Source organism: Xanthomonas hortorum (assembly GCF_011305375.1).
GTDB lineage: Bacteria > Pseudomonadota > Gammaproteobacteria > Xanthomonadales > Xanthomonadaceae > Xanthomonas > Xanthomonas hortorum_E.
Map to the genome: position 1 here is coordinate 181,119 of NZ_VCME01000002.1, position 13,631 is coordinate 194,749.

General features: G+C 63.7%; 6 protein-coding genes and 1 pseudogene. 5 read left to right on the forward strand and 2 right to left on the reverse strand.

What is annotated here, in order from left to right; translation table 11 throughout:
* Positions 1-41: 41 nt before the first annotated feature.
* The 3 genes and pseudogenes from FFY45_RS02315 to FFY45_RS02325 all read left to right on the forward strand — a co-directional run.
* Positions 42-202 (forward strand): annotated as a pseudogene (locus FFY45_RS02315) (GNAT family N-acetyltransferase); the annotation flags it as partial.
* A gap of 242 nt (positions 203-444) precedes the next feature.
* Positions 445-1,368 (forward strand): TrmH family RNA methyltransferase, encoded by a 924-nt coding sequence (locus tag FFY45_RS02320; RefSeq protein ID WP_176339264.1) that lies wholly within the window; start codon positions 445-447, stop codon positions 1,366-1,368.
* Entirely contained in the window at positions 1,368-2,879 is a 1,512-nt protein-coding gene (locus tag FFY45_RS02325; RefSeq protein WP_439333503.1) for a carboxylesterase/lipase family protein, read from the forward strand. Before FFY45_RS02320 ends, FFY45_RS02325 begins: the two co-directional genes overlap by 1 nt.
* A 64-nt stretch (positions 2,880-2,943) precedes the next feature.
* On the opposite strand, the gene FFY45_RS02330 is transcribed toward FFY45_RS02325, so the two are convergent.
* Positions 2,944-4,431 (reverse strand): neprosin family prolyl endopeptidase, encoded by a 1,488-nt coding sequence (locus FFY45_RS02330; RefSeq protein WP_176339266.1) that lies wholly within the window; start codon positions 4,429-4,431, stop codon positions 2,944-2,946.
* A 303-nt stretch (positions 4,432-4,734) separates the two neighbouring features.
* Positions 4,735-6,699 (reverse strand): glycoside hydrolase family 97 protein, encoded by a 1,965-nt coding sequence (locus FFY45_RS02335; RefSeq protein ID WP_176339269.1) that lies wholly within the window; start codon positions 6,697-6,699, stop codon positions 4,735-4,737.
* A gap of 219 nt (positions 6,700-6,918) precedes the next feature.
* Between FFY45_RS02335 and FFY45_RS02340 the strand changes: the two genes are divergently transcribed.
* Both FFY45_RS02340 and FFY45_RS02345 read left to right on the forward strand, forming a co-directional pair.
* The gene (locus FFY45_RS02340; RefSeq protein WP_176339271.1) at positions 6,919-10,386 is read left to right on the forward strand and encodes a glycosyl hydrolase 2 galactose-binding domain-containing protein; all 3,468 of its coding nucleotides are present in this window, start codon (positions 6,919-6,921) and stop codon (positions 10,384-10,386) included.
* Positions 10,387-10,526: 140 nt separating this feature from the next.
* On the forward strand, positions 10,527-13,463 hold the full coding sequence (locus FFY45_RS02345; RefSeq protein WP_176339273.1) for a TonB-dependent receptor: 2,937 nt from the start codon (positions 10,527-10,529) through the stop codon (positions 13,461-13,463).
* The last annotated feature ends 168 nt before the right edge of the window (positions 13,464-13,631 follow it).

A 13,631-nucleotide genomic window follows, 5' to 3' on the forward strand; every position in this document is an offset into this window, starting at 1 on the left:
GTATCGGCAGTGTCGATGCTGCGCACATAGGGGCCGGAGCGATGGACGATTCACCGACGCAGCACGGAGCCGGCGTCGTGCTGCGCCGTTGGCGCCAGGACGACCTGGATGCCTTGTTGTGGCGCGCCATGACCCGCTGATGCCGCGCGGGTTGAGCGCGCAATTTCCGCACCTTTTTACACACGCCGATGGCGAAGCCTTCCAAATGGAGGCACGCCGATCCTGCGCGCCAGAAGTCGGTCCCGGTAGGCAGGCAAGGCTTTGGAAATCGGCTTCATCCCAACCGCCGTACACGGCCCATCGCGCCAGTGGCTTACCATCGTCGTCACTGTTCCTGCGGCAGCGACCCTGGTGGCGCTGCAGGATGACCGATACAGCAATCGCGGGAGGGGTCGAGAACGGCCTGTTCCGCACTGCAAGAAACACGAACGACTGGATACGACGATGACACAGCATGATGGACGGGGCTCACGCCCGCCGCGCGATGGCGGTACCTCTGGCGCCGCGCACAACCCTTGGGGACGCGCCGTGCCGCGTGCACCTGCAGCGCGCCCGCCGGCACCGCAGGCGCCAGCGCAGTACGCGCCTTCGGGTACGCCCGCTGCTTCTGCGACCTCTGGCGGCAACGCGCGCGAAGTGCGGCTGTACGGCATCAATGCGGTGCAGGCGGTGTTCAAGGCGCGGCCGGAGGCGTTGCGCAAGCTGTATCTGAGCGAGGCGCGCATTGCGCAGTTCAAGGCGCTGCTGGCGTGGTGCGTTGCCCAGCGCATCGGCTACCGCGTGGTCGAGGACGCCGATCTCAGCAAGCTGGCCGCCAGTACCCACCACGAAGGCGTGGTGGCCGAAGTGCTGCGCGTCACCCCGCAGCCGTTGCAGGACTGGCTGTCCGCATTGCCGGCCGGGCCGGTGCTGGCGCTCTGGCTGGACGGCGTGGGCAACCCGCACAACTTCGGCGCGATTTTGCGCTCGTCTGCGCACTTTGGTGTGGCAGGTCTGTTGCTGCCTTCCGGTTCCACGCTGGGCTTGTCCGGCGCGGCCGCACGCGTGGCCGAAGGTGGTGCCGAAGCGGTGCCGCTGGTGCAATTGCCCGAAACCGCATTGGCGATGGCGCAGCTGCGTCAGGCCGGATTCGCAGTGGCCGCCACGCTGGCAGACGGTGGTGAAGACGTGTTCGCGGCTGCGCTACCGCAGCGGCTGGTCTATGTGATGGGCGCAGAAAGCGAAGGCATGGACCGCCAGTTCGCACGCGATTGCGACCTGCAGTTGTCGATCCGCGGCAGTGGCAAGGTCGAGAGCCTCAATGTGGCCTCGGCCACTGCGGTGTTCCAGGCCGCCTGGCGCGCGCGCGTGCTCAGCGGGCAGTCCTGATGCGTGCGTCTGCCTGGTTGCTCGCCATTGGCGGGGTGCTGAGCGCCAGCACTGCTGTGGCAGCTCCGGCCGCAGCGGCTGCCGCCCCCGAGGTGCGTACCGATCACGGCATGGTGCGCGGGCAGTGGCAGGACGACGGCAGTGCGGTGTTCCGCGCGATTCCCTTCGCTGCCCCGCCGTTGGGCGCGTTGCGCTGGCGGCCACCGCAACCGGCTGCGGCATGGTTGGACGTGCGCGATGCCACCCAGGCTGCCACCCCGTGCGTGCAGCCGGCGCTGGGCTGGAACAACGCCATGGCCAAGCGCGGCACCGAAGATTGCCTGTACGTCGAAGTGCAGACGCCGAAGTTGCAACCGGCCAAGCCGCTGCCGGTGTTCGTATGGATTCACGGCGGCGCCAATGTGGCTGGCGGCGCGGATGGTCATCTGCCGACCAATCTGGTCGCACAGAACATGCTGGTGGTGACGCTGCAGTACCGGCTTGGCGCACTCGGTTTTCTGTCGCTGCCGGAACTGCGCGATGGCGATAACGAAGCCGCCGGCAACTATGCCTTGCTCGATCAGATCGCCGCATTGCAGTGGGTGCGCGACAACATCGCGCAGTTCGGCGGCGATGCTGCGCGGGTCACCATCGCCGGGCAGTCGGCCGGTGGTCAGGACGTGGGCCTGTTGATGCTCAGCCCGCTGGCACGTGGCCTGTTTTCCGCAGCGATCGAGCAGAGCGGCACGGCCGGTTTCGGATTGCCGGCGCGCTCGCTGGAAGAGAACCGTGCGCTGGGTGTGAATATCGCCAAGCGCGCAGGTATCGATGATCCTGCAACGCGTCTGGCGCAGCTGCGTGCGCTGCCGGTGGAGCAAGTAATCAAGGCTGGGCAGGGTGTCGATGTGCCGGCATTGGATGACGATGGCTACATCTGGTTGCAGGCGGTTGTCGACGGACGCATGCTGCCACGCGCGCCTGCGTCGCTGCTGGCCGAAGGTGCACAGGCCAAGGTGCCGCTGTTGATCGGCTATGTGGTGCAGGAGCTGGAATATGGCGGCAAGCAGGGCGCGCAGGCGCGGTTGCGTCGCGACTATCCCGCGCAGGCCGATGCCGTGCTCCAAGCGCAGCGCACGCATGCCGCGCAGCGTGCCGCACGTCAAGGCGATGCGGCGATGCAGCTCTCCACCGATCTGACCTTCCGTTGCCCGGCAGTGACCGTCGCACAGCAGCAGGCCGCGCTTGGCGTGCCGGTGTGGCATTACGTGTTCGATACCGCCGCACCGGGCGGGCAGGTGACGCATAGCGCGGAGCTGCCGTTCCTGTTCAAGGATCTGCCGATCGGACAGCCGCCGGTGAGTTTGCAGCGCTATTGGGCCGCTTTCGTGCAGCGTGGCAATCCCAACGCCAAGGGATTGCCCGCCTGGCCTGCGTTCGCGCCCAAGCATGCGGCATTGCAGTTCGATGCCAACGGCGTGCAGCAAATCAAGGATGCGCGCCCGCCCGTGTGTGCAGGCGTGGACTTGCCGTAAGCGATCGTGCGCACCGAAATCGCGCGCACCGAAACGGTACGCGCGATGACTTCCCTCAACTCACTCAGCGTGCGCAGCCCGGCCCGCCGAAGTAGAAGCCGCCGTTCTGCATTTCCGGCGACAACGTGGTGCGGGTGACGCCTGCACCCAAGGCATACGGGTAGGTGTAACCGGCCATCGCCAGCGTGTAGCAGGACGGCTGCGCCACATTCAAGCTCGACAGGCGTTGCGCGGGATGCGCGGCCATCGCCGCATCGCGATAAAAATGGTTGGCCTGAAATGCGGCCTGGCGATAGCCGGCGTTCGCAAACCGGCCGCTGCCCATCGGTGCGCTGGGACGACCATCCCAGGTGGAAATTTCGCCACCCGCAGAGATGAAGATGTTCGCGCTGCCCTCGGCGATATCGCCTGCGTAAAGTTCTGCCTTGTAGTAGCCGATCCATTCGCCATTCAAGCCGAACCACCAGTAGCCATCAGCGTTACGCTGGAACTCCACATGCAACATCGCCTGTGCGCCGCCTGCGGTGCTGAAGCCGCCCGCTGGTGCAGCGCCGAGCACGTTGGCAGTGCTGGTCTGCACGAAGTCGGCGCAATCCAGGTTGTGGCAACCGGTGGTGACGTAGCCATCTTGCGTGGAGTAGATAAACAGGATCGGCCGCGTGCCCCAACCGGCGCCGGGCTGGGTCTGCCAACCGGCTTCCAGCGTCTGGATCACGCCTTGGCGGGTGTAACCGCCCAACCAGATCTGGCTGATCGATTGCGCATCGTTGGCGGTGACTGTCGGCACCCAGGTGTTGAGATCGGCACCGGCGCCGGTCACCGGCGAGCCGGCGGTGTCCAGATAGATGGTGGAGTAGTAATGCACCACCGATGCCGCATCCTGCGCCGCCGGCACTGCGTCAGCCTGCCTGGGCGCTATCACACTGGGAGTGGTGCCACGCAGAAAGCTGCGCAGGTCCGCATGCTTGCTCATCTCGGCCAGGCCGATGCGTTCGAGCGGTACGCTGCCGGTATCGCAGCGTTGCGCCGCATCGATCGGCGTCACCGTACCCGTGTTGCTTGAGATCGTTGGTGGCATTGCTGGCGTGCTGCCATCGCGCAGTGCCGGCTGCTGTTCGCGCGGAATGCAGTCGAAGATCTTGCCGTCCTGTTGCACGCTGCGCAGTACCGTCAAACCGTTGTAGCGATTGAAGACATAGCGCTGCATTTCGGCGAATGCGGTGGGGTCGGTGACCTTGGCAGTTGCGCCACGCGTGGCGTAACTGAGCTGCGCCTGCGTATCCAGAAAAGTTTTGAACTCGCGCGTGACCTGTGGAAATGCGCGCGACACCGACAGCGAGGCGCGCAGCGCATCGCGCTGGACGGGTGCGACGCTTGCCGTGGCAGGCGTCCGCAGTAGCGGTGGCATCAGTGTGTCGATGCTGCGATTGCTGGTTGCCGAAATCGATGGTGGCAGCAACGCGGTGGCGTGAGTGGCGGGAGCCAATGCACAAACGCAGAGCGCAGCAACGGCGCGGCCGATCGCTATCGGCCGATTGGAACGGAAGGTCATGTGTGTTTCCCCTGACGCCAGAACGAAACTGCCTGCACGTGGCGCACCATGCAGCACAGTGCTCTCGGTACGCAGTTGCGTCCCGAGGTTCGTTCGGTGGCGCATGCCTGCGTTGAAGGCGTGCGCATCCTAACTGTCTAAAAAGGGAATATATCGGCAAACACGCATTGCGTGACATCAGGCACACGCCAAGCGCAATGCGCTAAGCGGATGCCATGTCGATGGTCATGCACACCCTTGCGTACGGCGTATTGCCACTGCGCAAAGGTGTGCACGGTCACTCCGCCATAAGCATGGCTGTTCTTACTTTTTTTGCAGCCTCACTGCAGCGCCGCCGCTTGCAGCCAGCGCAAGCTGCAACGTGTCGTTACGTGTGAGCTTGCGCGTGTCGATACGCACTTCTGTCGGCGCCTCGCCATCGGCGTAGATGGTCGCGGTCCAGGTGCCCTTGCCCAGAAACGATAACGGCAAGGTCAGCGTGCGTGCCTGCTCGTTGGTCATCGCGCCCACATACCAGTCCTTGCCGCTGCGCCGCGCCAGTGCGATGTGTTCGCCGATGGCACCGTCCAATGCCCGCGTCTCGTCCCAGCTTGCCGGCACATCGCGCAGAAACTGCGCTGCCGGCACGTTTTCGTATTGCTCCGGGCTATCGGCCACCACCGCGAACGGGCTTTCGTAGACCACATACATCGCCAGCTGCTGCGCGCGCGTGGTCATCACTTGCGGCGCGATGTGCTGCGCCTTGAAGTCTGCCGGGCGCACATTGCGGAAGCCGCCGGGTGTGTAGTCCATTGGCCCGAGCAACATGCGTGTAAACGGCAACGTGAGGTTATGCGTGGCGGTGATGCGCGTGGTCCACTTGTTGTATTCGGCGCCGAGCACGCCTTCCTGCGTAAGGTAGTTGGGATAGGTGCGGTTCAAGCCGGTGGGGTGATAGGCGCCATGCAGATCCACCAGCAATTTGTGCTTGGCGGCCTTGGCGAGCAGGCGGTGATAGAAATCCACCATCTGCTGATCGTCGCGGTCCATGAAGTCGACCTTGATGCCCTTGATGCCGAGCTGTTGATACCACGCAAGCGCTTCGTCCATATGCGCATCGAGCGCGCGCCAGTGCGCCCACAGCCACAGCCCGACATCGCGCTGCCGTGCGTAGGCCACCAGGCTGGGCAGGTCGAGTTGCTCCACCGGCCTGCGGATATCGGCGTCGACGTTGTACTGTCCATCGCCGGTGCTGCCGAAATACCAACCGTCGTCGATCAGCATGTATTGCAGTTTCAATTGCTGCGCGTGATCGATATAGCGCTGAATCGTGGCGGTATTCATGCCCGGGTGCGCCACACCGCTGGCAAGGCTGCCCGACCACCAATCCCACGCCGATTTGCCTGCATGCACCCAGCTGGCATCGAAGGCAGGGGGCGGATTGAGTGTGGAAATCAGGTTGGATTCGATCAGGCTTGCCGGGCTGTCGCCGAGCATGATCACCCGCCATGGCGTGGCGAAATCGTGGCCTTTGGCATCGAAGTCGACCGCCAGCTTGGGGTCGTCCAGGCGTGGCGATAATTTGGCCGACACACCCAGCCCACCATCCTCGCGGCCGGTGAGATACAGGCCGGCGTAGTCGCGCAGGTTGGCCTCGGCAATCGCCAGCGTGGTGCCGCTCGCATCGGTCTGACACACCAGCGGCAGTTCAAGCAGATTGTGCGGGCGCAACTTCGAGGCGGCGATCGCATCGTATTCGCCCTCGTGGCTGGTGCCGAAGCGACCGAGATTCAAGGTCCAGCAAGCGTAATCGCGCGGAAATGCAAAGCTGGTGAGCTCATTGCGAATACGCACCTCACCGGCGTCGGGCAGCACGTAACGCAGTGCTACACCATCGTCGTAGGTGCGCAACTCGATGGTGAGTCGTCGCTGTTGCGCATCGGACAACTGCACGCGCAATTGGCGATAGTGATCACGCACCTGGCGCGTCTTGCCCACGCTCAGGGCGAACTGGCTGTCATGCGTTTCGGTGGTGCTGCTTTGCAGCGTCATATCGCGGCCGAGCTTATTGGCCCTGCCCAGATCCAGCCCAAGCGGTGCATCGTCGAGCACCACTTTGTTGCGATACAGCACGCGATAGGTTGGAATGCCGCCCTCGCGTAAGGTGAATTCCACTTGCGTACGTGCGTCGGGCGATTGCACCTGCAAACGCTGCGCAGCTGCAGGCAGCGCGATTACGCACAGCAACGCGCATGCCGCCGGTAATGCGGACTGGATCAGGTTTCGCATGAGTCCCTCCTCCTGGGAGCGCCAACCCTAACGCAGAAAGGTTGTTGTCGGTATCTACCTGGGGTAACGTTACCTCGCACCATGGCCGCTGAAACAGGGGCGGCAGCCACGGGCGGCATCACTCGAAAGCAAAGCGACAAGACAGTTGCGACTCGTCTTGTTGGTTGCGTCCGGCGATGTGCACCGTTGCTTGGCAGTAGAGCTTGGGAGAGGCCTCTAATGCTGATGTTTCGCAAGGCGTTCCGCCGTGGAGCGCTGTGGTTGTTGTGTGGTTGCATCGGTTGGACTGCAGTGGAGGCTGCGGCTGCCGATGATCCGCCTGGTCCTTACGATGTGCGCGTGCTCGCGGGCGGGGTGGGGCTGACCAAGAAGCTCGCCGCCGATACGCCGTTGCTTGCCGCCAACGCCGATTGGAGCGTGTCCGGTTGGGTGCGCCTATCCAGCGCAACGACAGGCCCTGCGTTGATCGCCGGTGTGGGCGATCCGCAAGGCACTGGCCGCTATTTTGTTGTCGACGACGGCAAGCTCGGTTTCGTGCAGGGTGGCGACAACGTGCTGCGCAGCAAGCAGGCGCTGCGCGCAGGGACGTGGACATACGTCGCCGCAGTTGCACAAGGCACGCGTCTGACGCTGTATGCAAATGGCCGTGAGGTTGCCAGCGGCAAGGTGCAGCAGCTCGCGGTTGCGCCAACATTGGTATTCGGCCCGCGTCAGCAACCGGCTGCGTATACACACCACTTCGGTGGGGAGATCGCGGGCTTTACCGCGCAGGCGGGTGCACTGGATGAGGCAGCCATCGCGCGGCTTGCAAGGCAGGCGCCGGATCCTGCGTTGCAGCGCTTTGAAGATGCGTCGCCTGGCTGGCGTGTGCAGGTCAAGCAGATGGCCGGGCAGCTTGCGCCGCAGCCCGCGGCGACCTTGCCACGCAGCGCGGCGGCCTTCTCGACGCCGGTTGCCAAGCCGGTGCCGGACGCACAGGCGCTGCAGCCCCTGGATGCCGCGTCATGGCGGGTGGGTGCATGGCAACTTGCTGCAGCACCGGACCTCGGTCAAGCCACCGGTGCAACGTTGTCGCGCAGCGATTACGCAGCGGGCAAGACCACGTGGCGCGCCGCGACCGTGCCGGGTACGGTGCTCACCACGCTGGTGGATCGCGGTGTGTATCCGGATCCGGATATCGGCCTCAACAACATGGCGATTCCCGAATCGTTGAGCCGGCAGGATTGGTGGTACCGCAGCAGTTTCGATGTGCCTGCGGCACTGCAAGGCAAGCGACTGGAACTGCTGTTCAACGGCATCAACTATGCCGGCGAAGTCTGGGTCAACGGCACCCAGGTCGGGCGCACCCGGGGTGCATTCGCACGCGGTCGTTTCGATGTCAGCAAGCAGCTCAAGCCGGGCAGGAATGTCATCGCAGTGCGCGTGTCGCCGCCGCCGCACCCGGGCATCGCACACGAACAATCGATGACAGCGGGCGTCGGCGAAAATGGCGGTATGCAGGCGCTGGACGGGCCGACCTTTATCGCCAGCGAAGGCTGGGACTGGATTCCGGCGGTGCGCGATCGCAATGCCGGTCTGTGGCAAGACGTGCAGTTGCATGCAACAGGTCCCGTGGCGCTCGGTGATACGCAGGTGGTCACCGCGCGGCTGGCACCGGATCACCACCGCGCGGAACTCGAGGTCAGCGTGCCACTGCGCAACGACAGCAACGCAGCAGTGCAGGGCACCCTGCAGCTGGCCTTCGGCGATGTGCGCATCCAGCGCGAGGTCACTGTGCCGGCCGGTGGCAGCACGCTCAAGCTCACCGCTGCCGATACGCCGCAGTTGATCATCGCCAATCCGCGCCTGTGGTGGCCCAACGGCTATGGCGAGCCTGCGCTGTATACCTTGCAGGTCGGTTTCGATATCGCCGGCACGCGCTCGGACGCGCAGCAGCTGCGCTTTGGCATTCGTCAGGTGGCCTACGAACTATCGTTGTTCGACAACGATGGCGCGCTACGCCGGGTGCTGGTGGATCTCAATCAGGCGCGGCAACGCGGCGAGCGCATCATCGATGTTCGCCATGGCGCGATCCGGCCGGTGCCCGGTGGCAATGCACAGTCGCTATATCCCGGCGCGTTGTCTTCGCCCGCCGTGCAGCAACTCGACGACACCAGTCTGGCCCCGCATCTGGCACTGCGCATCAATGGTGTGCGCATTGCGGTGAAGGGTGGCAACTGGGGCATGGACGATTGGCGCAAGCGGGTCTCGCGCGAACGGCTGGAGCCGTACTTCCGTCTGCAGCGCGATGCGCATTTCAATGTGGTGCGTAACTGGGTGGGGCAGAACACCGAAGCCAGCTTCTTCGAGCTGGCCGACGAATACGGCATGTTGGTGTTCAACGACTTCTGGCAGTCCACCCAGAACTACAACCTGGAGCCGGCCGACGCGGCGCTGTTTCTGGACAACGCCGCCGAGGTGATCAAGCGCTTCCGCAATCATCCTTCCATCGTGCTGTGGTTCGGGCGTAACGAAGGCGTGCCGGCCCCCATCCTCAATGAAGGCCTGGACACACTGGTTGCCGAACTCGATGGCACACGCTGGTACACAGGCAGTTCCAACGAGATCAATCTGCAGGTCAGCGGGCCATACAACTATCGCGAGCCGGTGGCGTACTTCAACAAGCTGGCGCAGGGGTTTTCGGTGGAAGTGGGCACGCCTTCGTTTTCCACGCTGGAATCGTTCAAGGCGTCGGTACCTGCGGTGCAGGATCAGTGGCCGATCGGCGATGCATGGGCGTATCACGACTGGCACCAGTCCGGTAACGGCGACACCGGCAGCTTCATGCGCACGCTCACCGACAAGCTCGGCGCGCCGACCAGCCTGGCTGATTTCGAGCGCAAGGCGCAGCTGCTCAATTACGACACCCACCGCGCGATCTTCGAGGGTTTCAACGCGCAGCTGTGGAGCAAGAACAGCGGGCGCTTGCTATGGATGAGCCATCCCGCCTGGCCCAGCAACATGTGGCAGATCTACAGCCATGACTACGATACGCATGCCGCTTACTACGGTGTGCGCAACGCAGCGGAGATGCTGCATGTACAGATGAACCTGCCCGGCCACGAGGTGGTGGTGGTCAACAACGCGGCCGAGCCGGTCAGCGGCTTGCGTGTGCGTGCGGATATCTACGATGCCGATGGCAAGCTGCTGCAACAGCGCGAGCAAGCTGTTGATGCAGCGGCGGTTGCGGTGTCGGCACCGGTGCTGCAATTGGCGCCATTGCTCAAGGACACCAATGGGCTTGGCTTTGTGCGCTTGCAATTGCTCGACCGCGACGCCGTCGTGCGTTCGCGTAATTTCTATTGGGTGGCGCGCGATGCGGTTGCCATGCGCGGCCTGGATGCGCTGGCGGCAGTGCCGGTGCAGCTCAGCACGCAGTTGCAGGACGGTGGGGAACCGGTGCTGCGCGCCACGGTGCGCAATGCATCGCAGCAGGTTGCGCTCAACACCAAGCTGACCCTGGTGGATGCGCAAGGCCAGCGCATCCTGCCGGCGTATTACAGCGACAACTATCTGAGTCTGGTGCCAGGCGAGCAGCGCGAGGTGGAGATTCGCGGTCCGTCTGCGGCGAGCTTGCGCAACGCCACGTTGCAAGTGCGTGGCTGGAATGTCGAACCATCAACAGGTGCTGCCAACGGGCTTCCGTAGCGGCGCCAGCAAGTTGCCGCGCCGTGCCTTGCACGGCGCTCGTACTGACGTGCCGATCGCACGTCAGCCAATACCGCATTGCCGTGCCTGCAATGCCATTCGAAACGGTCGTGGATTGTCGTCATCCCTGGGAGGGGACCATGAACAAGCTGCATGCGAACACCCGTCACACCCCATTGGCTGCCGCACTCGCGGCGGCGCTCACCTTGCTTGCCGGCAGCGTCAACGCGCAGGACGCCAGCACCACTCCTGGCGTCACCGAACTGGACAAGGTCATGGTCAAGGGCGTGCGCGGCGCGCAGGCCGAGGCCATTGAGAACAAGCGTACCGCCGCGCAGATCATCGATTCGATCTCTGCCGAAGACATCGGCAAGTTACCCGACGTCACCATCACCGATTCGCTGCAGCGCGTGCCCGGTGTGCAGATCCGGCGCTCGGCCGGCGAGGGCTCGCAGCTCAACATCCGTGGCATGCCGCAGGTGCAGACCACCATGAACGGCGAGTTGTACCTGAGCGCCGGTGGCGGCGACCAATACGGGCAGCCGAACATCGGCCGCGCGCAGCCGGACTTCGTGGACATTCCGCCGACCTTGTTCAGTGGCGTGGACGTGATCAAGTCGCCCACCGCCGCCGATCTGGATGGCGGCATCAGCGGGACCGTGTCGCTGAAGACGCGCCGCCCGTTCGATCTGCCGGAAGGCTGGACCTTCAGCGGCCAGGCCGAAGGCTCCTACGGCGATCGCGTGCAGGAACTCAACGAGCTGTACTCGGGCCTGGCCAGCTTCCGCACCGAGCGTTGGGGGGCGTTGCTGGCGGTGTCGTACTCCGATGCCACGCTGGAGAACAAGCACCCCAGCGTGTATTCCAACGGTGCGCAGAAGTCCACCGAGCAGAATGTGGGCTTCGACTTCAACGGCGATGGACGCATCGGCAGCAATACCGACCCGAGCAATCTGCCGCGCGATTATTTCTACAACTGGGTGGCCACCGAACTGGATAACCGCAGCACCGATCGCCAGCGCACCGGCGTCAACGGCTCGTTCCAGTTCAACATCAACGAGTCATGGACGGTGCTGGCCGATGCGGCCTACACCAAGCTCGAAGACCAGGACACCTCGGTGGCTGCGCAGCTGCATACCGGCTGGGCCACCAACCAATTGCAGCCGGGGTCGGTGGTCGATTCCAATGGCGTGCTCGAATATGGCCAGTTCCGCTACAACCGCTTTCAAGCGCATTCCATGGCCGGTGTGGCCGATTCGAATGCGTTGAACACCAATCTGGAACTCCGCTTCGACGATGGCGGCCCGTTTCGCGCCTCGTTCCGTTGGGTGCACGGCGATGCCGAGCGCACCTACGACGAAGCGCGTGCCGACGCCGTAGTGACGCGCGGCGACCAGATCACCCGCGCCGGTGGCGTGACGCAATGGGCAAACGCCAATGGCTTGCCAACGGTGGATGCCTCGGTGGATTTCCGTGGCACCTATCCGGCGGTCAACCTCGGCACCGATGTGTCCAACCCGGACAACTGGCAGCTGATGTCGACCTGGGCGCAGGGCAACAAGATCGAAGCGACGATGGACGCGTTCCGCGCCGATGGCACCTTCGAGTTCGATGAGGGCGTGGTGCGCGGCTTCCAGTTCGGCATCCGTTACGGCGAGCGCGAGGTCAAGCTGGATACCTATCGCTACCTGTCGCCGGTGTCGAGCAGCTGCGCAGACCCGAACCGCTCGCTGTATTACTTCAAGGATCCGCTGATCGTGGATACCTGCAGCGGTGTCTCCGAGGCGCGCCTGCTGCCGTTCAATTCGATCCCCGGTTACTGGGCGTACTTCAATGACTTCGATCCGCTCAAGGTCACCGGACTGGGCAGCCAGGGCCTGCCGGCGATCAACCCGCAGGTCATGAAGGACCCGGTGGGCTATCTCAACAGCCTGTACCCGGGCAATGTGGCCTACCAGCAGGCTGCCGATTCGTACAAGGTCACCGAAAAGAGCACCGCGGCATACTTTTTGGCGAATCTGGAAGGCGGCACCGGCAGTGCGGTGCCGTGGACGGCGAACATCGGCGCCCGCATCGTGCAGACCAAGCTGGCGATCGATCAGTATCTGAGCAGCGGCAATGTGTTTATCGGTAATGTCGAATGGAACGGTGTCAGCCCGGCGATCGGTACCAATCGTCTGAATCGCCAATACACCGATGTGCTGCCTACCGCCAACCTCTCGCTGGATATCACCGACGCGCAGAAGCTGCGCTTTGCCTACAACAAGGCGGTGGCGCGCCAGGATCTGCCCGATCTCGGTCGCGGCCTGGTGAGCTTCTATGCGGTCAACGGCACACCGCCGCGTAATCCATCGTTGCCCTCGGATGCAGTGCTGTTCCTCAACGGCCGCTCCGGCAATCCGGATCTCGATCCGTACCGCGCCACCAACTACAACGCCTCGTGGGAATGGTATTTCGCCGATGCCTCGTTGATCAGCGTGGGCGCGTTCCTGATCGATGTGAAGTCGTTTCCCACCACCGTGACCAATATCGAATTGCTGCCCGATGCCGATGGTGTGGTGCGTCAGGGCGGCACGGTCGAGCGCATCGTCAACGGCGGCGGCGGCAAGATCAAGGGTTTCGAAATCGGCTACCAGCAGGCATTCGATTTCCTGCCCGGCTGGCTCAGCGGCTTCGGCACCAACATCAATTACACCTTCTCCGATGCCGACACCGACAACACCGATATCGACGGCAACACGCTGCCGATCGGCGACAACTCCAAGCATCAGGCCAATGCGGTGCTGTGGTACCAGAAGGACAAGCTGCAGACGCGCGTGGCCTACAACTGGCGCAGCAAGCGCTTCAGCCAGGTCAACAGCGGGGCCTGGGGCGATGAGCTGGCGATCTGGAACGACGATGTGGGCTATCTCGATGCGTCCTTGAGCTACGACGTCAACGACCACCTGACGCTGTACGCACAGGCCACAAACCTCACCGGCGAAAGCGAACGCCGTTACGCGCAGTGGACCAATCACTACTACGACCAGAACATCTTCGAGCGTCGTTACTACGCGGGTTTGCGTCTGCGCTTCTGATTCGCTTGCACCGATGTGCGACACGGCGCATCCACGCGCTGTGTCGCACATGTTTGCTTGTTGTCCACCCTCCAAGCGGTCATTGCGCTTTCTTCCCGTCGCCGTTGAATGCGGCGCTGCAGTACGCCCGATGGAAACGTCGGGCACCCTCCCATTCGGCTGCATCGT

Coding starts and splice junctions, on each gene's coding strand:
- FFY45_RS02320 (WP_176339264.1), top strand. CDS start 445: ATGACACAGCATGATGGACGGGGCTCACGCCCGCCGCGCGATGGCGGT.
- FFY45_RS02325 (WP_439333503.1), top strand. CDS start 1,368: ATGCGTGCGTCTGCCTGGTTGCTCGCCATTGGCGGGGTGCTGAGCGCC.
- FFY45_RS02330 (WP_176339266.1), bottom strand. CDS start 4,431: ATGACCTTCCGTTCCAATCGGCCGATAGCGATCGGCCGCGCCGTTGCT.
- FFY45_RS02335 (WP_176339269.1), bottom strand. CDS start 6,699: ATGCGAAACCTGATCCAGTCCGCATTACCGGCGGCATGCGCGTTGCTG.
- FFY45_RS02340 (WP_176339271.1), top strand. CDS start 6,919: ATGCTGATGTTTCGCAAGGCGTTCCGCCGTGGAGCGCTGTGGTTGTTG.
- FFY45_RS02345 (WP_176339273.1), top strand. CDS start 10,527: ATGAACAAGCTGCATGCGAACACCCGTCACACCCCATTGGCTGCCGCA.